This is a genomic window from Shewanella salipaludis, assembly GCF_012911865.1.
Taxonomy (GTDB): domain Bacteria; phylum Pseudomonadota; class Gammaproteobacteria; order Enterobacterales; family Shewanellaceae; genus Shewanella; species Shewanella salipaludis.
Map to the genome: position 1 here is coordinate 546394 of NZ_JAAXYH010000002.1, position 21819 is coordinate 568212.

At 58.5% G+C, this 21819-nt stretch carries 17 protein-coding genes; 10 read left to right on the forward strand and 7 right to left on the reverse strand.

Features of this window, described 5'->3' with window-relative positions; genetic code table 11:
- The first annotated feature begins 49 nt into the window (after positions 1-49).
- Positions 50-325 (forward strand): hypothetical protein, encoded by a 276-nt coding sequence (locus HC757_RS05420; protein ID WP_169563270.1) that lies wholly within the window; start codon positions 50-52, stop codon positions 323-325.
- Between the two features lie 19 nt (positions 326-344).
- Here the strand turns inward: HC757_RS05420 and HC757_RS05425 are convergent, their stop codons facing one another.
- Complete coding sequence (locus HC757_RS05425) at positions 345-995, reverse strand: fumarylacetoacetate hydrolase family protein (protein WP_244623150.1); 651 nt, start codon at positions 993-995, stop codon at positions 345-347.
- 306 nt (positions 996-1301) lie between these two features.
- Between HC757_RS05425 and HC757_RS05430 the strand changes: the two genes are divergently transcribed.
- The gene (locus HC757_RS05430; RefSeq protein ID WP_169563349.1) at positions 1302-3329 is read left to right on the forward strand and encodes a methyl-accepting chemotaxis protein; all 2028 of its coding nucleotides are present in this window, start codon (positions 1302-1304) and stop codon (positions 3327-3329) included.
- Between the two features lie 7 nt (positions 3330-3336).
- On the opposite strand, the gene HC757_RS05435 is transcribed toward HC757_RS05430, so the two are convergent.
- Both HC757_RS05435 and HC757_RS05440 read right to left on the reverse strand, forming a co-directional pair.
- Entirely contained in the window at positions 3337-4350 is a 1014-nt protein-coding gene (locus HC757_RS05435; protein ID WP_169563271.1) for a succinylglutamate desuccinylase/aspartoacylase family protein, read from the reverse strand.
- A gap of 166 nt (positions 4351-4516) precedes the next feature.
- On the reverse strand, positions 4517-5011 hold the full coding sequence (locus HC757_RS05440) for a MarR family winged helix-turn-helix transcriptional regulator (RefSeq protein ID WP_169563272.1): 495 nt from the start codon (positions 5009-5011) through the stop codon (positions 4517-4519).
- Positions 5012-5242: 231 nt separating this feature from the next.
- Between HC757_RS05440 and HC757_RS05445 the strand changes: the two genes are divergently transcribed.
- On the forward strand, positions 5243-5923 hold the full coding sequence (locus HC757_RS05445; RefSeq protein ID WP_244623154.1) for a DUF2461 domain-containing protein: 681 nt from the start codon (positions 5243-5245) through the stop codon (positions 5921-5923).
- 231 nt (positions 5924-6154) lie between these two features.
- Positions 6155-7414, forward strand: a complete 1260-nt coding sequence (locus tag HC757_RS05450; RefSeq protein WP_169563274.1) for a dicarboxylate/amino acid:cation symporter — start codon at positions 6155-6157, stop codon at positions 7412-7414.
- Between the two features lie 138 nt (positions 7415-7552).
- Here the strand turns inward: HC757_RS05450 and HC757_RS05455 are convergent, their stop codons facing one another.
- The gene (locus tag HC757_RS05455) at positions 7553-9829 is read right to left on the reverse strand and encodes a TonB-dependent receptor (protein ID WP_425313948.1); all 2277 of its coding nucleotides are present in this window, start codon (positions 9827-9829) and stop codon (positions 7553-7555) included.
- Positions 9830-10144: 315 nt separating this feature from the next.
- On the opposite strand from HC757_RS05455, the gene HC757_RS05460 reads away from it, so the two are divergent.
- A complete protein-coding gene (locus HC757_RS05460; RefSeq protein ID WP_169563276.1) occupies positions 10145-11158 on the forward strand; it encodes a LacI family DNA-binding transcriptional regulator in 1014 nt (337 codons plus the stop codon).
- A 57-nt stretch (positions 11159-11215) separates the two neighbouring features.
- Here HC757_RS05460 and pgmB read toward each other — a convergent pair whose 3' ends face one another.
- Together pgmB and HC757_RS05470 are read right to left on the reverse strand one after the other, a co-directional pair.
- Complete coding sequence (pgmB, locus tag HC757_RS05465; protein ID WP_211164276.1) at positions 11216-11881, reverse strand: beta-phosphoglucomutase; 666 nt, start codon at positions 11879-11881, stop codon at positions 11216-11218.
- A 33-nt stretch (positions 11882-11914) separates the two neighbouring features.
- Entirely contained in the window at positions 11915-14251 is a 2337-nt protein-coding gene (locus tag HC757_RS05470; protein WP_169563278.1) for a glycoside hydrolase family 65 protein, read from the reverse strand.
- 129 nt (positions 14252-14380) lie between these two features.
- Here HC757_RS05470 and HC757_RS05475 point away from each other — a divergent pair, with 129 nt between their 5' ends.
- From HC757_RS05475 to HC757_RS05485, 3 genes are all read left to right on the forward strand, one after another.
- A complete protein-coding gene (locus tag HC757_RS05475; protein WP_169563279.1) occupies positions 14381-15646 on the forward strand; it encodes an MFS transporter in 1266 nt (421 codons plus the stop codon).
- A 152-nt stretch (positions 15647-15798) separates the two neighbouring features.
- The gene (locus HC757_RS05480; RefSeq protein ID WP_169563280.1) at positions 15799-16467 is read left to right on the forward strand and encodes a glutathione S-transferase family protein; all 669 of its coding nucleotides are present in this window, start codon (positions 15799-15801) and stop codon (positions 16465-16467) included.
- A gap of 211 nt (positions 16468-16678) precedes the next feature.
- Complete coding sequence (locus tag HC757_RS05485; protein ID WP_169563281.1) at positions 16679-18028, forward strand: RsmB/NOP family class I SAM-dependent RNA methyltransferase; 1350 nt, start codon at positions 16679-16681, stop codon at positions 18026-18028.
- A gap of 87 nt (positions 18029-18115) precedes the next feature.
- Here HC757_RS05485 and HC757_RS05490 read toward each other — a convergent pair whose 3' ends face one another.
- Positions 18116-18283 (reverse strand): hypothetical protein, encoded by a 168-nt coding sequence (locus tag HC757_RS05490; protein WP_169563282.1) that lies wholly within the window; start codon positions 18281-18283, stop codon positions 18116-18118.
- Here HC757_RS05490 and HC757_RS05495 point away from each other — a divergent pair.
- Positions 18282-18443: a small highly charged protein gene (locus HC757_RS05495; protein ID WP_169563283.1), complete on the forward strand. Its 162-nt coding sequence runs from the start codon at positions 18282-18284 to the stop codon at positions 18441-18443. The genes HC757_RS05490 and HC757_RS05495 overlap by 2 nt on opposite strands.
- Positions 18444-18641: 198 nt before the next feature.
- Positions 18642-21764: an NAD(P)-binding protein gene (locus HC757_RS05500; protein ID WP_169563284.1), complete on the forward strand. Its 3123-nt coding sequence runs from the start codon at positions 18642-18644 to the stop codon at positions 21762-21764.
- Positions 21765-21819 lie beyond the last annotated feature (55 nt).

The following is a 21819-nucleotide window of genomic DNA, read 5'->3' on the forward strand; positions in this document are numbered from 1 at the left end:
GCGTCAAGGCTATAATCCCCGGCAAGTCACACCAAGCTTAACGCAGCCAATGACCATAGCCGAACCAGAGACAGACAAGACAGCAGCTCCAGATGCCAGCAACAGCAGGCGTTTCGCCGAGATAGGCAAGCTGACGGCCAACTCCTTTAACGCGCAAAAACAGCTGATCAAGCGAGTATTGAAGGGGCAGAGCGTCAGCTGCGCCGGCTGTCGCCAGCCCTTGAACGTGCTGCTGCCGGAACAGCTGAAGCCGGGGCAAAAGCCGGGGATTTTCTGCAAGAAAGGCTGCACCGACATAGAATTGGACATGGAAGCCTACGGCTGACAGCTGGATGCCATTTGTCTCATATCGCCTGCCATTGCCACTCGAGTAAGACCTGCTCGGCATCACAGAGTGTGACCCTGAAGCGACTCCCAGCCTGTACGACCCCGACCCCCTTGGGGGTGCCCGTCATCACTATATCGCCATCGTTCAGGCTCATGAAGCTTTGGATCTCGGCCAAGATCTCATCCGGCTTATGTATCATGAGTTCGAGGTTGCCCAACTGCAGCAACTGCTCATCCAGATGCAAACTGAAATTCAGCTCCCCATGGGGCTCCAGGCTGACGAAGGGACTGAAGAGCGCCGAGCCATCGAAGGCCTTGGCCCGCTCCCAGGGTAAGCCCTTGGCCTTGAGCCGCCCCTGCAGCTCGCGTTTGGTGAGATCCAGGCCCACGGCAGCGGCGATAAAGCGCCCCTGCCAATACAGCAGGCATAGCTCTGTCTCATAGTGCAGCGCTTCGCCACTGAAGGCCGAAAGCTGCTGCGTTATCGCCGAGTTAGGCTTGATGAAGATCACCATCTGCTCCGGCACTTCGTTGCCCAGCTCATGGATATGGTCGACATAATTGCGGCCAATACAGACAATTTTCGATGGCACCAGTCGCCGCTCGCCCAGGGTGACGCTCTTGAGGCCCTCGTCTATGCCGGCCAATGGGTTAGTTTGTTGCATCATGCTCTCCTTAATAAGCCCTGCTCCCGGGGCGCTCGAAGCGGCTGTCACGCCCGCGCCAAGCGCACACATTAGCTTGGTCGGCCTAAAAAAATATTGAAACGCCCTGGCAGCTTCAACGCGCTATTTTAGTTCGCATTGATATGGATTTTCAAACGCAAACCCGCGTCACAGGGCTAAACTTAATAGCAAGATCCCAAATGAAAACAATCACCTGATTGCCAAAGCACGCCAAATAGCCTTAACATTGGAGCAACAAGTTGCTCCCAGACACCCAGAATAACGACGATAAAGAGACGTATCATGAGCATGCTGCAGTTAACCATCAAACAGAAAGTCACCCTGGGCTTCGGCACCATAGGCGCCTTGTTAATTGCCGGCAGCAGTTTCTTTTATCAGTCCTTGACCCGGATCCATACCGCCAACGCCAATATCGAAACCTTGGCCGTCCCGGTGCAGAAGCAGAGCAACGCCCTGCAGCTGAAACTGCTGCAAATGTCCAAACTCGAAACCTTGGCCTTCGCCCAGACAGGCACGGCCATTATCACCCAAAGCCAGGGCCAATTCGACACCCTGAACCGGGTCTACAACCAGGCGACCCGCGAGTTGGCGCAGCGGGTGTCGGACCAACCCGAGATGCAGGCCAGGTTGACCCGGGCGGCAAACCATTACCAAGCCTATTTCCGCCTGAGCCAGGCCATGTACCAGGCCAAACTGGCCAGGGAACAGGCCTTAGGCCAATACCAACGAGAGCTGGAGCAATTCGAGGAGGCCAGAACCCGGGCCAGCAACGCCATGATAGATCTGGAAACCATTGCGGCGCCCAACGAGCCACAATTACTGGAAGAAGTCATAGGCACAGGCACACGTATCGATGACATGCTCTATACCCTGGGCAACAGCATCAAAGATCTGGCGCGCAGCGCCAGCCTGGAGGAACTCGCCACCCACCAACAGGACGTGGGTTTCCTGCTGAGCAATATCACCACCAATTTCAACTACCTCAAACAGCAAGCCGCACCGCTGGACAGCCAGGCATTGCTGGACAACTTCGCCGCCGGATTCAGCCTGGTCATGGCACAGCTGGCCGAGCCGGGCAAGCTGTATCTGGCGCGGCAGCAGATGCTGAACCAGCAGCTGCTGGCGCAGAAAAACTACCGGGATGCGGACGCGGCATTCGCCGCCAATTATGCCGAGTTGGACGCCTTGGTGGCCCTGGCAGACCAACGTTTCTCCCGTCTGCAAGGGGTTGCCAATGAAGAAATAGGGGCGGCACAGACATTGGCGATAGTGCTGGCACTGGTGTTCATCTTCATGGCAGGCTTTATTTCCTTCTTCACCTCCAAGGCCATGCTGGGGCCACTGGCCGCCGTCAACAAGGCCCTGGCCCGCATCGCCAGCGGCGATTTATCCCGGCGCCTGCCGCAACGCAGTAAAGATGAGTTCGGCCTGTTGATCGACAGCATCAACACCCTGAGTGATGACCTGACGCAATTGCTCACCGCCATCAGGCGCGATGCCCTGTCACTGGATGATTCGGCCGAGCGTTCCGGGCAACAGGGGCAAAGGATCGCCACCTCGGCGAATGCTCAAATCGGCCGGGTCGACAAGGCCAAACACTTGGCCGAGCGCATTTTTGTCAGCTCAGGCACTGTCAATGAACAGGCGAGCCAGTCGGCGCTGCAGATCCAAAAGGCCTCGGAGCGCGGCCAGGAAGTCAGGCACATAGCGGCAAGCAACCGCAGCCGGATAGAACAACTGTCCCAGGGGCTCGGCGCCTCGGTGGAAATCATGTCCAGGTTGAGCCGCCACAGCGACAACATAGGCAGTATCCTGGTGACCATCAGCGGTATTGCCGAACAAACCAATCTCCTGGCCCTGAACGCCGCCATCGAAGCCGCCAGGGCCGGGGAGCATGGCAGGGGCTTCGCCGTGGTGGCCGACGAGGTTCGCTCCCTCGCCTCCCGCACTCAGGCGTCCACCGCCGAAATCCACACAATGATCGCCGCCCTGCAACAAGAAACGGCGGCGGCCGTCAAGGCAATCTCCCAGGGACAGGATCAAGCCGATGAATGTGTGTCCCAGAGTCAGACGCTGCATGGCGCCATAGCGCAAATCGAGGCCGCACTGGCCAGCATAGAAGACATGAGCCTGTGCATCACCCAGGCGGCGGCCGAACAACTCGAGCAGAGCCGGCACATAGAGTCGAGCATGACGGAGGCCGCAGTGGCCGCCAACACCAATGCCGCCGAAGCCGGTGACATGGCCAGACGCAGCGACGAGGTGACCCAACTGGCGCATTCCCTCAGCGACTCGGTACAGCGTTTCACCCTCTGAGCCTGAGCTAAGAGTGCTCCATCAGAAATTCATCCAGCTGTTCGTTGGCTATCTCGATTTCGTCGCCCTCGAACTGGGCGATATGAAACATGCCCTCACCCTCATTGGTCACAGGGATATTGCTTATGCCTATGATGATGCCGTCGGTCGGCGCCCTTATCGCCACGGCATCCCCGCCATGGGGGCTGACTATGTTGGCTATGATGTAGCCCTTGCTGACTCTCTGGCCTAACTTGAGCTTCATATTCACCAGGCCATCGGCTTCGCTGCGCACCCAATAACTGCGCAAGGCCCGGACGCAATTATTCTTGTTGCGTACCCGTCCCTTCAACATGCCCAGGCTGCGCATCACATTGGTCACCCCCTTGAGGCCGGACTTTATCGACAAGTCACTGAAACGCAGCGCTTCACCCGCCTCGTAGAGTATGCAGGGGATGCCCAGCGCATTGGCATAGCCCCGCATGGACTCGGGGCGGGCCTTGGAATGCATGATCACCGGCGAGCCGAAGGCATGGGCCATGGTTAGCATGGTGTCGTCCGAGGTATCGCAGCGGATCTGCGGCAGGTTATCCCTGTGGATAGCCCCTGTATGCAGATCTATGATGTGGGTCGCATGGGCTATCAGCTGGCTGGCAAACAAGTGTGCCAGCCGACTGGCGAGCGCCCCCTTGACCGAACCGGGAAAACACCGGTTGAGATCCCGGCGGTCGGGCAGATAACGTGACTGTTGTATGAAGCCAAACACATTGACTATCGGGACCACCAGCAGGGTGCCGCTCAGTGTCTTGGCATTGATCTTCCCCAATAACAGGCGGCATACCTCTATGCCATTGAGTTCGTCACCGTGAATGGCGGCGCACACCAGGAGCGTCGGCCCCGGCCTGGTGCCGTGAAAGACTTCGACATGCAGATCCAGCTGAGTATCTGTATACAGCTTGGCGGCGGCCAACTTGACACTCACCTGGCTGCCGGCCGCCACCTGGTAACCGGAAAATTCGAAGGGTTCGCGCTTCTTAACCATGTTGGACTCCAGCCTGACGTAAGACGGTCGGCTTATTCGATACTAAGCTCATGCGATACTAAGCTCATTAGAAACTAAGCTCATTAGAAACAAGAGAGCAGCTGTCATGGGCACGGGCGACAAGCAGCGGCAACGCCCATATTCCACAACCGGCCCGGCTGACCGGTCATTCGAAATGCCCTAACCACTGCTTCAATAACAGATTCAGCTGCCCTCTCTCCTCAGATCCCATGTCGGCCAGCAGGGATTCAAATAGGGCCATATGCACGGGCAGGGCGCGGTCGATCAGCACCTTGCCCGCGTCACTCAGGGACACATGCACGGCGCGGCGATCTTCCGTGCTGTGTTGGCGTTCGATAAGCCCCTTCTGCGCCAGCCGGTCGAGACGGCTGGTCATGGCGCCCGAGCTTAACATCATGCTTTGATACAAGTGTGAAGGCGACAGGGTATAAGGTGCGCCATTGCGTCTCAGGGTCGCCAACACATCAAACTCCCCCTGGCCCAATCCCAGCCCACTGTGACAACGTAAAATCTCCGCCTCTATATGCTTGGCCAGCCGCGCGAAGCGGCCGAAAATCGCCATGGGTTGCAGGTCGTCACTCACCCCCTGCTGCTGCCATTGGGCGACCAAGATGTCGATATCGTCTGCCTTGTCCGTCATGATTCTTTCTCTATATAAAGATACTTTATATATTAATCACTTTATGCCAAAGCTCAACCGCCCAAGCTGGTTTTAGGCCCTATGAAAGTCATGGCCAAGAAAATCGCCCCAGCCAGGGCTCCAGGGCCGTTCGGCCGCATTGCGGGAGAAAAGTTGGAGATTATCCGGGTTAAGCCGATGAATTTTCAGCTATCCTGTGGTACAAAGCCAGTATTTCCCCAGGAGCCACAGATGTCGTCAGCTTTTACCCAGGCCAGTTTCGATTTCCTGCACCAATTGGCACAACACAATGACAGGGACTGGTTCAAGGCCCACCAAACCCAGTACGAAACCCAGGTGCGCACCCCGGCACTCGCCTTCATCCAGGAGATGCAACCGCACATTCTGGCGCTGTCACCGCGCCTGACTGCAGTCCCCAAGAAAATCGGCGGCAGCCTGATGCGGCCCCAGAGGGATAGCCGTTTCAGCAAAGACAAGACCCCCTACAAGACCAATGTCGGCATTCAATTCCGTCACTTCCAGGGCAAGGATGTGCATGCCCCTGGGCTGTATCTGCATATCGCCAACGATGGCTGCTTCCTGGCGGCGGGGATCTGGCATCCCGAGTCCAAGGCGCTCAACGCCATTCGCAGCTGCATAGACGAGAATCCCAACGCCTACAGGAAGGCCATCGCCGAATTGGGCCGACATGGCTTCGAGATGTCGGGCGACAGCCTGATACGGCCACCCAAGGGCTTCGATAAGAGCCACCCCATGCTGGATGAACTCAAGCGTAAAGACTTCATCGCGGTCAAAAACATCGATCCTGCAACCCTGCTGCGCGCCGACCTTGTCGACTATTGCAGCCGCCAGTTCCGGCACTGCAATGGGCTCATGGCCTACCTGTGTTTTGCACTCGAGTTGGACTACTGAGTCACGCCGAGACTGAAACTGCACCTGAACCCGAAATTGCCACTGAGACTGAAACACAGGTCCAGACATGCCTGGGCTGCGCCATGGCATGTCTGGAAATCCCCTCCAAGTTAACTAGGCTTAGACTAGCCGCACACCAGGGTTAACCCGCCGGCTCTCCCCGGGCCGGGATCGGGATTTCGGCCCAGAGCCAAAGCGCTTTCCCAAAGGCATAAGTCACAGGAATGGCCCATGAAACTCCACTGGCAAATCTTGATTGCACTCGTCCTGGCCATACTGGCGGGCCTGAATACCGCCCCCGGCAGCAGCCTGTATGCCGGCTATGATTTCGTCGGCGAGCTGTTTCTCAACGCCTTGAAGATGGTGATAGTGCCGCTGATCATGTCATCCATCATCGCCAGCATGGCGGGTCTAGTCGGCGGGGACAGTCTGGGACGCTTGGGCTTGAAGACCCTGGCGTATTACACAGCCACCAGCCTGTGCGCCATTCTCCTCGGCCTGACACTGGTCAACATCTGCCAACCCGGCATCATCAACGGCGAAGCCGCCGGGGCCAGCCTGAACCTGAGCATAGACAAGGAGCAACTCGCCTCGACGCTGCAGCAAGTCACAGGTCGCGACAGCGGCGACATCATAGCCATCTTCATCCGCATGGTGCCCACCAACATAGTGGCCGCGGCCGCCGAAGGCCAGATGCTGGGACTGATCTTCTTCAGTCTGCTGTTCGGCTTCTTCATGGGACGCATAGACGCCCAGGGGAAGCAGACCCTGATCCGCTTCTGGCAGGGCGCGGCCGATACCATGGTGCTGATCACCCTGTTCATCATGCGCTTCGCCCCCATGGGGGTATTTGCCCTGGTCGCCAAGACCATCAGCTCGACCGGATTTGCCGCCTTCCAACCCATGCTGATCTTCCTGGTTACCGTGATACTGGCGCTCTTGTTGCACGCTTTCATCGTCTTGCCGCTGTTGCTGAAACTCCTGGCCGGACTCAGCGGCCGCAAACAGCTCCAAGCCATGGCACCTGCCCTCTTGATGGCCTTCTCCACCGCGTCCTCCTCGGCAACCCTGCCCTTGACCATGGAATGTGTCCAGCATAGGGCCGGCGTGTCGCGCAAGACGGCCAGCTTCATCCTGCCCTTGGGGGCCACGGTCAACATGGATGGCACCGCCCTGTACGAGTGCGTGGCGGCCATGTTTATCGCCCAGGCCTATGGTCTGGAGCTGGGATTCGTGACCCAATTCACCATAGTCGTGCTCGCCCTGCTGACGTCCATCGGGGTCGCCGGCATCCCCGCCGCGAGCCTGGTGGCCATAGCCGTGATCTTATCCGCCGTGGGTCTACCGCTGGAGGCCATAGGCCTGTTGCTGGTGACCGACAGGTTGCTGGACATGCTGCGGACCTCGGTGAACATCTTCAGCGACGCCTGCGGCGCGGTGATCATTGCCAAGAGCGAGGGGGAAAAGGGGATCCTCGAAGATCCTAACTGATGCGGCGGGCCTCGTTACAAACGTCACAACAGCCGCAACCACAACAGCCAACGCCACGGCTATGCACATAAAAAAGCCGCCGGCGTTCGAACGCGGGCGGCGGTAAGCCAGGGTCAGCTTCCTGGGTCGGAACTCGGGCTAGAAGTCATAGCTGACATTGAAGGTCGCGGTTCTTGGCATAATATAGCGGCCATTGGCGGCATCCGCACTGCGGGGATCGCCTTCGGTCAGGGCGTCCTCGTCGGTCACATTCTGCATGCCCAGCTCAAACTTGATCCCGCCGTCGGTGCGCACTATCAGGCCTATATCCAGTTTCTCATAGCCATCCAGCACTACGCTATTTTCGTTGTTGCCATAACGATCCCCCACGGCCGACAGGGTGCCGTACAGGGTCGAGTCCAGTCCCGCCACCTCGAAATCATAGCTGGGCGTCAGGCGTATCTGCCACTTGGGCTGGCGCTGGGCTTGGTTCCCCTTGTTGCTCGGGCTCTGGGTGATCTCTGTATGCTGCAGCGTGCCATTCATCTTGATGGAGAAGCCACTGTCGTTGAAGTAGGCCGCATCCAGCTCCAGGCCATAGGCCTCGTTGGTCAGCACCTCTGCCGGGGCGCCCGGTTGCCTGACGAAGATATCACCTTTAACTTCATTGTAGAATCCTGTGGCATACAGGTTGAGGCTATCCAGGGCCAACTTGTAGCCCAGCTCATACTGAGTCACATCTTTGATCAGATCCTCACCCGCGCTGTAGGCATCATAGTTATCGCGAAAATCATCGAAGCTGGGCATCTTGGCGCCGTCACTGGCCCGCAGGAAGACCCCGGCAGCGTCGGAAAATTGCCAGTTAACCCCGGCGGTCCAGGAGAGATCCGTCTGGTCATAAGCCACCGTCTGGTCGATCCCGCCATCCAATTCCTCATCGACCGTATAGTCAATCTGGTGATTCTCATTGCGCAGGCCGATATCTGCGCTCCAGCGCTCGCCGAACTTATACTCGAACGCGCCGTAGAAGGCCGTGGTCTTGCCATCGCCGACGGCGTTGATGTCGTAATTCCAATCGCAACTGTCCTGGTTATCGTTACAGTCTATGCCGCTCAGGGCTTCCCCCCCGGCCTGCACCAGATGATAGGCCTGATTCCCCAGGCTCCACCAATCCTTGGCACTGTAGTCGGAGCGATAGAGCCCCAGCGTCGCCTGGTAATTGTCGGACTTCTTGGTGATCGCCAGATCATTGGTCAAGGCCTCTATCTGCTTCAGCACCACCCAACGGCCAAGCTGCTGCACCAGGGTATCGCCGTCATAGGTCTTCTGGCTCGCGGCCCCAACGGCGCTGACACCGTTATCTGCCACGGTCGACAGGGCCACAGGCGAGCCGTTGGGCACCAGGCCCAGGGTGTTGGCATCACCCGAGGTGTAGGCGAAACGATCGACCAGGCTCCAACCGTCGTCGAAATCCAAGTCCAGGCTGCCGCCCGAGATGGCGCCTTTCCAGCCGCGGCCATCGCCGATATCTATCGCCTTGCGCTCGCCATCCGGGCCAAATTGAATCGTCGCCTGACGATTCAATGGACCTAGCTGGGTGTAGCCGTTGTCGACACCGGCGACCAAAGGAGTGGGCAGATACCAGACACCATGATCGTCCGTGACCCGCGAGAAGAGATTCAACTTGCCGTTATCCAACACCTTGGTGATATTGACGGTAAACTGGCGGCCTTTCTCCGAATTGAAACCCGCGTCGCGGATCCCGGAACTTTGCTGGAGATAACCCCCGGCCATAAAATACAGATCTTCGGCCAGGCGCCCGCTCACCACGGCATCCAGACGCTGCAGGCCATAATCCGAGGTGCTGTACTTGAAACGCCCTTCGGTGGCCTCGCCGCCCTCCTTGAGAATGAAGTTGGTCGTCAACCCCGGCTGACCGGCGGACACCACAGAGCTGGGGCCACCGCGCAGGGCATCCATGAATTGCACTGTCTCATCGATACGGAACAGGGAGGAGTTTTCCAGGAAGGACAGGGTCGACGGCTGATACACGGGCACGCCCTGCAGCTGCACCGTCAGGAAGGGCGCATCGCTGCCACCGGGAAAGCCGCGCACGAAGACGTTGGCGCCGGACACCCCACCCGAACTCTCGGCCCAAACGCCTGGAACCGCCTTGAAGAGATCCGCTGTGCTCTTGGGCGCCAATCTCTCTATGGACTCGGCATCTATGGTGGTGATGGCATAGCTGGCATCCACTTTTCTGACGGCCTTGCCGCTGGCCGTACCTGTGACCACTATCTGCTCTATGTAGTCTTTGGCCTTCCTGGCTTCCTGGGCCTTCGCCGTTGGCGCTTCGGCCGCAATCGCCCCTGTGCTGAAACCCGCAACGGCCAGGCCTATTGCCAGTGTACTTAACTTGAAGTTTTGACTAGTCACCTTCTCCCCCTTGTTACACATATGTTTTCATTAATTATTATTTGCATAGCACCGCGATTTAGCCTCGGGTGCATGTTGAAGATATGTTATTGTGCAATCGATTGCAATCACTTTAATGCAAACGATTGCAATGCCAAGGTAACATCCGGCTGCCGGGATTTTACTCGATGAGTATGAAGCAATTGATTAAATATTCTGCAAAATCACTCTGTTTCAGCAAGATACTGGAGTGATGACCCAAAGCCCCTTAGTATGGTGCCAAGTGGCGGGCGCGATACCTGTGTCCGAACATAATTCATGGTGAAGCAGGTTTTAATGCAAAAGAAAGCGATGACCCTATCGGATCTGGCCAAAATTGTCGGCGTGTCCGAGTCCACAGTTTCAAGAGCACTGAATAACAGCAGCCTGATCAGCGAGAAGACCCGCCTGCACATTCAGGCAAAGGCCAAGGAATATGATTTCAGGATCAACACCACGGCCCGCAGTCTCAGGTTGCAGAAATCCAACACCATAGCCGTGGTGCTCCTGATAGGTTCACAGGAAGATCAGTCGGTCTCGGATCCCTTCATCCTCAGCATACTCGGGGTGATAGCCGACGAACTCACGTCCAGGGGCTATGACATGCTGCTGGGGACCCACAGAGGCTCGGGCAGCGACTGGCTGACCCACTATTTCGACTCCCAGAGAGCCGACGGGGTGATCGTCTTCGGTCAGGGGGACAACGAAGCCGAATTTGCACGCCAGCTGAACACCAGCAAGCCAGTGGTCGTCTGGGGGGCCCCTTCGCCGACCCAAAGCTATGCCACAGTGGGCACGGATTGTGTCCTCGGCGGCAAGCTGGCCACAGAGCACCTGCTGCAACAGGGCTGTCGCCGCATCGCCTTCGTCGGCCATATGTCCTATGAGATTTCACTCAGATACCAGGGGTATTGCCTGGCCATGACCCTGGCGGGTCTGGCACCACAAGCGGCAATCGACGCCCATTTCACCTATAAGGGCGGCTTCGAGGCGGCGCAGGCGTTGGTGGCCGGCGGGAAAACCGGGTTCGATGGCATCTTCGCCGCCAGTGACGGCATAGCGCTGGGAATGATCCGGGCCTTTGCCGAGCAGCAACTCAGGGTCCCCGAGGATATCGCCATCGTCGGCTACGATGACATCCCGGTCGCCGCCTTCATGCAGCCGACCCTCAGCAGCATACGCCAGGACACACGTGAGGGCGGCCTGCAGCTGGTCGACACCTTGTTCAAGCTGATCAACAAACAGAGCGTGGCCTCCACCCTGCTGGAGACCCGGCTATTGGTGCGGGACTCCAGCCGTAAACAGCCCTGAGCCAATAGAAGGCCCTGAGCCGAAACGTCGGCCTCGGGCCGGCATTGGCCAGGGCGACTAACCCTCGGCGACACTCGCCGCCAGGGCGAAGATCATCTCAGGGGTGATCTCCCGGGTGTGGGCGACCACCAGATTGGCCCTGCCGAGGATCTCGCTGCTGCCGACCCCTATGGCAGGCATCCTGGCCGCCAGGATCGCCTCGACCCCGGCGGCGGCATCTTCTATGCCAACGCAAGCCGCGGGCGGGGTGCCGAGCGCCGCCGCCACCGTCAGGAAAATTTCCGGATCCGGCTTGGTGCGCACTATGCTGGCGGCATCGGCCACATAGTCGAACAGCTCAGTGAGCCTGAGTTTATCCAGCACGAACGCGGCATTCTTGCTCACAGATGCCAGGCCTATCCGGCAGCCCTTGCGGCGCAACGCCAGCAGCAACTCGGGGACCCCGGGGAACGCATCCTCCGGCGCCATGTCGGCGATGAGCCGCTGGTAATGGGCATTCTTGCGCTCCGCCAAGATTGCCAGCTCGGCCTCGGAAAAGTCCCTGGCACTGCGGGCCGCTATCCAGCGCAGCGAAGCCATTCTGTCTATGCCCTTGAGGGCCTCATTGGCCTCGGCGTCGAAGGGCGCACCTATGCTGTCGGCCAGCGCCTTCCAGGCCAGGTAATGATAATGGGCCGTATCTGTGATGACCCCGTCCAAATCGAAAATCACACTGGGTTGCATGTTCACCTCTCTGTTAGTGTCGAAACGCCGTGACTAGTGGGCCAGCTCGAGCCGGCAAGGCGCTGCCGAGCTCAGGCTCAGGTTATGAAGCCGCCCTCTATGCAGACAACTGAAGCTCAAGGGCTCACCGCTTTGCAGTTCGAAGCTTATCTGCCCGGCTTGCAGGGACACAGACAGCAAACGCTGCCGGTAACGCAGCTTGATATGGATCCCGCGCCAGTGCTGCGGCAACTGGGGATGGAAGTGCAGACCCGAGTCGCGCATCCTCAGTCCAAGGAAGCCGAACACCAGGCTATTCCAGGCCCCCGCCATGCAGGCCGTGTGTACGCCGTATTCGCTGTTGCCATGCAAATTGTCCAGGTCCATCCGCGCCGAGGCCTGGAAATAGTCGTAGGCCTTGGGCAAGTCGCCGGTTTCGGCATACTCTATGCTGTGAATACAGCTGGACAGGGTCGAGTCATGGGTGGTCAGGGGCTCATAGTAGGCCAGATCCCGCGCCTTCTGCTCGATGCTGAATTCATCGTCGGCGAGGTACATGGCCAGCACAGTGTCGGCCTGTTTCAGCACCTGGTGGCGATAGATCACCAGCGGGTGATAGTGCAGCAACAGCGGCAACTTCTCCTTGGGATGCCCGGCCAGGTCCCAGGGTTTCTTGGCCAGGAAACTGTCGTCTTGGGCATGGATCTGCAAGCGGCTGTCGAAAGGCAAAAACATCTTGTCGGCGGCCAGGCGCCATTCCGCCAGCTCGGCTGGCGTCAGCGCCAGGCGCGACCTCAGTTGCTCCCAGACCTGCGGCGCCCGCTCGATGAACTCGACGACCAGACTCAGGGCAAATTGCAGATGCTTCCTGGCCATGAAGTTGGTGTAGAAATTATTGTTGACCAACGCAGTGTACTCATCCGGTCCCGTGACCCCGTCTATGCAGAATTGGCCGTCACGCCCGGCATCGAAGTGCCCCAGTGCCAGCCAGACCCTGGCGGTTTCCAATACCATTTCGGCGCCATGGGCCTGGATGAAATCCCAGTCATCGCTGGCCTGGTAATAGGTCTTGATGGCGTAGGCGACCGCAGAGTTGATGTGGTACTGAGCCGTGCCCGCCGGAAAATAGGCCGAGCACTCCTCGCCGCCTATGGTGCGCCAGGCATAGAGGGCGCCTCGCTCAATCGCCAGCTCACGGGCCCGCTGACGGGCGGCATTCAGGGTATGGAAGCGGTACATCAGCAGCTGTTTGGCGAGCTCTGGCTGCAGCAGGGTGAGACAGGGGATGATGTAAATCTCGGTGTCCCAGAAGTAATGGCCGTCATAGCCGGGGCCACTGAGTCCCTTGGCGGCGATGGCGCTGGTGCCATTGCGGCCGGTCGACTGAAACAGATGGAATAAGCTGAAGAGCAGCCCTTGCTCCGTCTGGCTATCGCCTTCTATCTGCAATTGCGCCGTCTGCCAGAATTCGCTGAAGCAAGCCATATGCGCCTGCTTATGCTGCTCATAGGACAGGGCCAGGCAAGCCGAGATGTCCTCTTGTTGGCGCGCCTTGAGCGCCGCCATGGAGGTGTCGTGGTGATAAAAGCCGAAACGCACCAGTTCCAGGGATTGGCCCTCGGCCAGCTGCAGGTGATGGATGTTGGCCGGCCGCTCACCCTGCCTGCAATACTCATGCTCCAGTGTCGCCTGTGTGGTCAGTCGGTCCACACAGGCGGAGGCGACCACAAAATCACTGTCCACCACCCTGTGATACAGGGAGATGCTGTCACTGTCCTGGCAATAGTCCTCGAGGGCGAGGGTCGCGGCTATGGACAGGCTGCCGGCCCTGGGATCGGCAGCATCCGAGCTGGAACCATAGATGCAGTCCATGCCTGCCAGCAGGCTGAGGGCATGTTCCCCTTCGGTGGCGCTGATGCGCATCTTGATGCATACCAATTCAGGGTGTGCCAGCGACACCAGGCGCTCTGTGGTGATCTCCAGCCGCCCCGCCTGTGGGTGCGACAGTCGCTGTTGCCGGCTCACTATGCCTGTGGCCATGTCCAATTCGCGGCTGTCTTCCAGGCTGTGGTAGTCACCTGCATGCAGCTGGAGTGCTATGAGCTTACAGCTGGGCACCTGCAACAACTTATGATTATGGGTGGCAAAACCGTAGGCGGTTTCACCATAGGGAATAGGCTCACGGCTGTAGACGCCATTGAGGTATACCCCCTCGCAGCGCTCCGGCGTCGATTCCTCCAAGCCTTCCAGGGTGCCGCGCAGGCCGATATAGCCATTGGCTTGAGAGAACAGGGTCTCGGAAAGGCGCGGGTTGGGCCTGTGGCGCAGATCTTCGGATAAACGCCATAATGTCCCGGTATCCGGGCAACTCGGATCGATAGTCGAATGCATAGTACTCACTCATAGCCTAAGGTTGGATTTCATGCTTGCGGACTATAATACAGTTTTTGCAATCGATTGCATTAATTTTGTATCTATGTAAAATCCATGTGACAACTTCATCACATTCAGGAAAGTGATATGCGAGCCGAGCATCAGAACATGAGTCACAGCGGCAGAATTATGCTCTGTCTTATCACCACTTATGTCATCTTCGCCATGCTGCTGAACAGCGTGGGCACAGTGATCTTACAAGTGATCAGCAGCTTCGATGTCAGCAAGAGTGGCGCCAGTGTGCTGGAAGGTTTTAAAGATATTCCCATCGCCCTGGTGTCATTTCTGGTTGCCTCATACCTTCCCAGATTCGGTTACAAAGCTGCCCTGGCGCTCGGCATGTTGACTGTCACCCTGGCCTGTGCCCTGATGCCCTTGTTACCCGGCTTCCTGATGACCAAGCTGCTGTTTCTGGCCGTAGGAACCAGTTTCGCCCTGGTGAAGATCTCCACCTATTCCCTGCTCGGGCAAATTTCCGCCACGGCAAAAATCCATGCGGCCAACATGAATCTGCTCGAAGGGTGTTTCATGTTGGGGGTGCTCGGCGGCTACTGGCTGTTCGGGCTATTCATCCAGGGGGAGCAGCACCCCCAGGCCTGGTTAGCCGTCTATTGGGTGCTCGCCGCCCTGGCCCTGGCGAATCTGCTGCTCCTGCTAAGCACCCCAATCGCCCGGGAGACCCGGTCGGAAAACAGCCGGGAAGACAAGGGCAATTTCAGCAAGATGCTGAAGCTGACGACCCTGCCCTTCGTGCTGACCTTCGTGACGGCGGCCTTCTTCTATGTCTTGATCGAACAAGGGGTCGGCAGCTGGCTGCCGACCTTCAACAACCAGGTACTGCACCTGTCGGCCGGTATCAGTGTGCAGATCACCAGTATCTTCGCCGCCTGTCTCGCCCTGGGGCGCCTCTCGGCCGGGCTTATCCTGCGCCGGGTGCATTGGTATCCCCTGCTGATGGGCTGCATTGCCGCCATGGCCAGCCTGCTGTTGCTCATCCTGCCCGCGGTGGCAACCCTGGCCCCCAAGGCACAGATCACCCAATGGCACCAGGTCCCTGCCGCCGCCTTCATCCTGCCCATGCTGGGCATGTTCATGTCCCCCATTTATCCGGCCATAAACTCGGCGGTGTTGAGCGCCTTGCCAAGACACAGGCATGCCCCCATGACCGGGCTGATAGTGATCTTCTCCGCCCTGGGAGGGACCCTCGGCAGCCTGATCACTGGGTTGATCTTCGACCATTTCGACGGCCAGAGCGCCTTCTACTTCATGTTGTTGCCCATGGCGGTGCTGGCGTTAACCCTCAGAGGCTTCAAACGTCAGCTCACGCCTGCCGAGCCGCTGCTATCCGTATGAATAGCCGTATGACTGCCCGTATGCTGCTCGCAGCGGCATCTGTGATTTATTGGTGTATCTGATATGCTGGCGATGCAGCTGAATTCCAGAGTGCCCAGGCCGGAAACCAAACCGGCATCCAGGCCTTATGCCAGTAAAACCAAGGAGGTAGCATGATAGAGTTATACACGGCCGCAACGCCCAACGGTTTCAAGATTTCCATCGCCCTGGAGGAAATGGGCCTGGAATATAGGGTGCATCATCTGGCGCTCTCTGAGGGTGAGCAGAAGCGGCCCGAATTTCTCGCCATCAACCCCAACGGCCGCATTCCGGCGATAATAGACACAGACAACGACGACTTCGCGGTATTCGAGTCCGGCGCCATCTTGCTGTATCTGGCCGAGAAAACCGGCAAGTTTCTGCCCCAAGATCCCAAACAGCGCTCACGGGTGATCCAATGGCTGATGTTCCAGATGAGCGCCGTCGGCCCCATGATGGGCCAGGCGAACGTCTTCTATCGCTATTTCCCGGAAAAGATCCCGGCCGCCATCGCGCGCTACCAGCATGAAGGCCGTCGCCTGTTCGAGGTGATGAATACCCAGCTGGCCAAGCATAGGTACCTGGCCGGTGACGAGTACAGCATAGCCGACATGGCCAGTTGGCCCTGGGTGCGCGGCTACGACTGGAGCGGCATAGAGATAACGGGTTTGCCACACCTGCAACGCTGGCTCGATGAACTGGCACAGCGGCCCGCCTGTCAGAAAGGCATAATCACCCCGCCATCGACCGAGATGAGCGATGAGGACAAGGCCAGGCAGATCTTCAAGATGGTGACCGAGTAGCCAGTCCCGAGACGGCGCGGCCCAGTCGTTATGAGTCTCGCCATGAGGCCTTGCATTGGCACCGGCCTTTCTGCCCCATACGCCCGAGGCGCATAAACCGGGACAAGCCGATGGCTGGCTGCCTGGGATAAATGTTACACTTGGGGCCGGATTTTATCAGCGGTTTGCCCTAATAGGGCCAAACCGCATTTTTGCTGCCAGGCCGATACCCATGACCTCTATTCCCAATCACGACTCACACAGCCAAGCTGGGCTGCAGGCGACAACGCCGGCACAGAAGCGCGCCCTGAGTCATGCCAATACCATCAAGCTGTTGTTCGCCCAGGTGCTGCAGGATGCCCAGCCCGCAGACAGGGTGCTGGCCAATTATTTCCGTGAACACAAGAAACACGGCTCCAAAGACAGGAGGGTCATACGCGAGACCCTGTTCGGCCTGTTTCGTTGGTGGGGCTGGCTGCAAAAGCTCGGTGCCTGGCAGCAATCCGGGCACTGGTTCGCCATGCTCTCGGGTTGCGCCCTGCTCGAAGCCCATCCCTGGCGCGACATTCGCGACGCCTGGCAGGGGTTTTCCGGCCTGGACACCTTTCCCGTCGACATAGGCCGGAGCTTAGCGGAGCAACAGGCGCTGATGGCCGCCATGGCCCCAGAGCAGACCTTCACTGCCGGCGAGCTGGTGCCCGCCTGGTTCTGGCGAGTCTGCCCCCTGGAAGGCGAACAACAGACGCGGCTGATAGAAGCCCTCTGCAGCCGCCCACCCATCTGGGCCCGAGCCCAGAAAATCGGTGTCGATGAGGCGCTGACCGAGCTTAAGGAGGCGGCGCTAGCGGCCAGAGCCAGCGAGTACTTCGACGATGCCATAAACCTCGGCCACAAGAGCATGAATCTCAATGAACTGGCGCTGTACAAGGCGGGTAAGTTGGAGATCCAGGATCTCGCCTCCCAGGTCATAGGCAGGGTGTGCGCACCGGCGCCGAATGAACTCTGGTGGGATGCCTGCAGCGGCGCCGGCGGCAAGAGCCTGCAGCTGAGATCCCTCATGCTGCAGAAGGCCGCCGGCCGGCAAAGCCAGGGCAGCATAGTCGCCTCGGATATCCGCACCAAGGCGCTGGAAGAGCTCGGCAAGCGCGCACTGCGCGCCGGTTTCGAAGGCATCAGCCTGGCACGCTGGCAGAGCGATGAGCTGCCGGTGCCCCTCGCCCATTTCGACGGCGTGCTGGTCGATGCCCCCTGCAGCTGCACCGGCACCTGGCGCCGCAACCCGGACATGCGTTGGCTGGATGGGCCGGATAGCGTCATGGACAAGACAGGGCTGCAGCTGGATATCCTCAGTCGCAGCAGCCGGGCGGTGAAGCCGGGCGGGATCTTGGTCTACGCCACCTGTTCCCTGGCGCCGGCGGAAAATCAGGATGTGGTCAGTAAATTTCTCGCTCTGCATGACGAATTTGAACTGCAGACACTGCAGCACCCCTTCACCGGCGAGTCGACCCAAATGTTGACCGTATGGCCCTTCGAGGCCAACAGCGACGGCATGTTCGTGGCGCGGATGCAAAAGCGCTTCTGAAATATGGCCTGCCGGTATCCAGCGGCAGGCCATAAAAATACCCAACAGAAACAAGGGAACCCGCATATTCCCTTGCGCCTGGTGCACTCACTGTTCGCCTGCCGGGCTGAGGTCATGGAAAGCATTTTCTGCCAGTGCAATTTGGGCAAATATTTTCACCATCAAACAATAAATATTTCGCTTTAGCTTCATCCTGCCTTTGGGTAAAAAGAGCTGTGCCGAGAATGGCACAGTTATTTTTGGAATTTTGACCATGTCACACTCCTATGAATTTGACGATGATACTGCGCCATGGGGCGACAGCGTCAAAGGTAAGCAAAAGACGAAACGGGTAAAACAGCGCCGCAGGGATACCAAGCGGCGTTACTTTGATGAAAATACCGAGGTGGAATTCGCCCAAAACAAATGGAAGTAATCCCCCTCTAGTTGTACCGAACAGATCTTAGCCAGTTGCAGTCGGCTGCAACTGGCTACATTCCTTTATCGCCTCCCCGCAATTCCCCATAAACCGCAAACGAGCACGCCGTGAAGCCGCTAAAAATTCATAGGCTAACGCGCTGTTTTCCCTTATGCTTTTCTGCTGTTGCTGTTTCCCCTTCTAAAGGATGAGCCCATGAAAACCCAAAACCCAGATTTCATTTATCCCCCCGGCAGCATGCTGATGCACTCGCCACTGGTGCTGAATAACGCCGACATGTATGGCTTCTTTCTCAAGGGCAAGTTGGCCAATCTGCAACGTTCGGTAGACAGCACCCTCAACCAGGTGGCCGGCGGCGCCATGTATTTCAAGGTGTTGTCGCCCTATGTGCTGACCACTTTTACCCAGATAGCCAAGGCCTATTCTGCGTATCCGGCAGACAGGGAGAAGGGGTGGATCCAGGAAACAGATATCATCACCTGGGTCATGCTGGGCCGCCAGGATGATGCCGACAGCGACGGCATAAGCCAGGTGTATTTTCAGCCACTGCATATCTGGGTCAACGACGCCATGGCCTTGATCAATGGTCGCGAGCTGTTCGGTTATCCCAAATACCTGTGTGAGCATAAGATGCCCGCCCCAGGGGAGAGCTTGACGGAATTGTCTCTGGCCGCCAAAAGTTTTCGCCAGTTTTCGGCCGAGACTGAGCTGGCCATGCATCCTCTGTTGGAGGTGAGTTGCTGCCCCGGGACCGAGACGCCCCTGTCGACGCTGGAGGCCATGGAAAAGACATGGCAGCTGCTCAAGGCCCAGACGGATTTCATTCCCCAGCAGGATCTGCTTGGTGCAGAGCAGATGTTCGAGCTGCTGTTCAAACCCGCGATAGAGCAGGTGTTCCTGAAGCAACTCCCGGACGCCTCGGGGCAGAAGGCCGTCTACCAGGCGATAGTCGCCGCCCCCGCCAAGATCAACAAGGTGCACTCCATCTGCCTGCTGGAAAATGAGCTGAGCGCCACCCTGTTCGATAACGCCAGCTTCCCGCTCAAGGACAGCCTGGGGCTGGAGTTGGGGGAACAAGGGGTATTGCTGCCCTATCATGTGAATTTCGATTTCGAAGTACCGCCGGCCGAGGTGCTGGTGGATAACTCACAGATCAAGAAACAGAAGATCGCCATTCTCGGCGGCGGAGTGGCGGCCATGACGGCGGCCTATTACCTGACCGACAAGCCAGGCTGGCAAAACCTGTATGAGATAGACCTCTATCAACTGGGATGGCGCGTCGGCGGCAAGGGGGCCAGCGGTCGCAATGCCGCCATGGGCCAGAGGATCGAAGAGCATGGCCTGCATATTTGGTTCGGCTTCTACCAGAACGCCTTCGCCTCGATGCGCAAGGCCTATGAAGAGCTGGACAGGCCGGCAGGCGCGCCATTGGCCGGCTTCCTCGACGCCTTCAAACCCCACAACTTCATCGTACTGCAGGAGGAGATTGCCGGTCGCAGCGTCAGCTGGCCCATCAGCTTCCCCGCGACAGACGGGATCCCGGGCGACAGCAATGAGATCCTCACCCCCTGGAAACTGGTCAAGGCCAGCTTCGCCTGGATACGTCAATGGCTGGGCGAGATGGAGCAGCTGCAGGGCGCAGCCGACAGGGAATCGGCCAAACCCAGGCATTGGTTCAGCCATGACTGGTTCGAGCGGCTCAAGGATAAACTGGAGGACTCGGTCGACGACGCCAAGGAGGATCTCGTCGCCCTGGGCGAGCAACTCGAATGCCATTTCAACCGCCTGATCGACAAGGAATGCCGCGGCCATGAGCATAGAGAAACCGATGACGGCCTGGTAGAGTCCGCCGTCGATGCCCTCCATGCCAGCCTGGTGGAACGCTTCAGCCCGGCGTTGGCGCAGAACGACGAGCTGCGTCGCCTCTATATCGCCGTCGATCTTGGGCTGACCATACTCAAGGGCATGTTTGTCGATGGGGTATTTGAGCAGGGCTTCGATGCCATCAACGACTATGACTACCGTGAGTGGCTGGCCAGACACGGTGCCAACGAGCAATACACCCTGGACAGCGCGCCGGTGCGGGGCTTCTATGATCTTGTGTTTGCCTATGAGGAAGGCAACTTCGAGCGGCCCAATGTCGAAGCCGGCACCCTAATACGTGCCATGCTGCGCATCGCCCTCTGCTATGAGGGGAGCCTGATGTGGAAGATGCAGGCCGGCATGGGCGATGTGGTGTTCACCCCCTATTACCAGGTGCTCAAACGCCGCGGGGTGAAGTTCCACTTCTTCAACAGGGTCGATAACCTCGAATGCCGCAATCAGAGCATAGAGGCCATACAGATCACCGAACAGGTGGCGCTGGCCGACCCAAGCCAGGAGTATCAGCCCCTGGTCGAGGTCAAGGGGTTGGACTGCTGGCCCAGCTGTCCCAATTATGCGCAGCTGGACCCGGAGCAGGCGGCGCTGCTGCAAGCCCATGACATCAATCTGGAACATTTTTGGAGCGATTGGGACAGTCGCTATCTGGCCCACTTCGGCCGGCCGCTGCCACAGAAGCGCCTGGTGAAAGGTAAAGACTTCGATCGGGTCATTTTCGGCCTGTCCATAGGCTCCCTGCCCCATGTGGCCACCGAAGTGCTGGCGGCCAGTCCGGCGTTGCAGCAGGCCGTCGACAAGGTCAAGACGGTCGCCACCCAGGCCTATCAACTCTGGCTGGATCAAGATCTGACCGCCATGGGCTGGGCCCATGCTCCGGCGTCCGGCGAACAGCCAGTGCTGTCCGGATTCAGCGAGCCCTTCGATACCTGGGCCGCCATGGATCAATTGCTGGATAAGGAAGCCTGGCAGGGAGAAGCCCCTAAAAATGCCAGTTATTTCTGCTCCGCCCTGCCGGTGGCAAGCTACCCGCCCAGGACAGAGGTGGACTTTCAACAACGCATGACGGACCGAGCCAAGGCCGGTGCCCTGGGTCAGCTCAAACATGAAATCCACCATTTGTGGCAAGAAGTAGGTGAGACCTTCCCCTGGCAGTGGCTGCACGATCCCTTGCAGCGCCAGGGGGAAGCGCGTTTCGACAGCCAATACTGGCGGGCCAATGTGGATCCCTCGGAGCGCTATGTGTTGTCGGTGAAAGGCAGCAGCAGCTACAGGGTCGCCACGGATGCCACCGGCATAGGCAACCTGTATGTCACAGGGGATTGGATCAAGACGGGTCTCAATGTAGGTTGCGTCGAGGCGGCAACCATGGCGGGGATGCATACGGCCAGGGCCATCTGTGGCCATCCGGCCATCATTAAAGGCGAACAGGACTTCTGACGCCCGGGGCACGCTCAGCTTTGCACACTGTGGCGTCCTCGGCCATATTCCCCGG

What these genes read in the sequence shown, in the direction of transcription:
- HC757_RS05420 (WP_169563270.1), top strand. Translation starts at nt 50, where the DNA reads ATGACCATAGCCGAACCAGAGACAGACAAGACAGCAGCTCCAGATGCC.
- HC757_RS05425 (WP_244623150.1), bottom strand. Translation starts at nt 995, where the DNA reads ATGATGCAACAAACTAACCCATTGGCCGGCATAGACGAGGGCCTCAAG.
- HC757_RS05430 (WP_169563349.1), top strand. Translation starts at nt 1,302, where the DNA reads ATGCTGCAGTTAACCATCAAACAGAAAGTCACCCTGGGCTTCGGCACC.
- HC757_RS05435 (WP_169563271.1), bottom strand. Translation starts at nt 4,350, where the DNA reads ATGGTTAAGAAGCGCGAACCCTTCGAATTTTCCGGTTACCAGGTGGCG.
- HC757_RS05440 (WP_169563272.1), bottom strand. Translation starts at nt 5,011, where the DNA reads ATGACGGACAAGGCAGACGATATCGACATCTTGGTCGCCCAATGGCAG.
- HC757_RS05445 (WP_244623154.1), top strand. Translation starts at nt 5,243, where the DNA reads ATGTCGTCAGCTTTTACCCAGGCCAGTTTCGATTTCCTGCACCAATTG.
- HC757_RS05450 (WP_169563274.1), top strand. Translation starts at nt 6,155, where the DNA reads ATGAAACTCCACTGGCAAATCTTGATTGCACTCGTCCTGGCCATACTG.
- HC757_RS05460 (WP_169563276.1), top strand. Translation starts at nt 10,145, where the DNA reads ATGCAAAAGAAAGCGATGACCCTATCGGATCTGGCCAAAATTGTCGGC.
- pgmB (WP_211164276.1), bottom strand. Translation starts at nt 11,881, where the DNA reads ATGCAACCCAGTGTGATTTTCGATTTGGACGGGGTCATCACAGATACG.
- HC757_RS05470 (WP_169563278.1), bottom strand. Translation starts at nt 14,251, where the DNA reads ATGCATTCGACTATCGATCCGAGTTGCCCGGATACCGGGACATTATGG.
- HC757_RS05475 (WP_169563279.1), top strand. Translation starts at nt 14,381, where the DNA reads ATGCGAGCCGAGCATCAGAACATGAGTCACAGCGGCAGAATTATGCTC.
- HC757_RS05480 (WP_169563280.1), top strand. Translation starts at nt 15,799, where the DNA reads ATGATAGAGTTATACACGGCCGCAACGCCCAACGGTTTCAAGATTTCC.
- HC757_RS05485 (WP_169563281.1), top strand. Translation starts at nt 16,679, where the DNA reads ATGACCTCTATTCCCAATCACGACTCACACAGCCAAGCTGGGCTGCAG.
- HC757_RS05495 (WP_169563283.1), top strand. Translation starts at nt 18,282, where the DNA reads ATGTCACACTCCTATGAATTTGACGATGATACTGCGCCATGGGGCGAC.
- HC757_RS05490 (WP_169563282.1), bottom strand. Translation starts at nt 18,283, where the DNA reads ATGGTCAAAATTCCAAAAATAACTGTGCCATTCTCGGCACAGCTCTTT.
- HC757_RS05500 (WP_169563284.1), top strand. Translation starts at nt 18,642, where the DNA reads ATGAAAACCCAAAACCCAGATTTCATTTATCCCCCCGGCAGCATGCTG.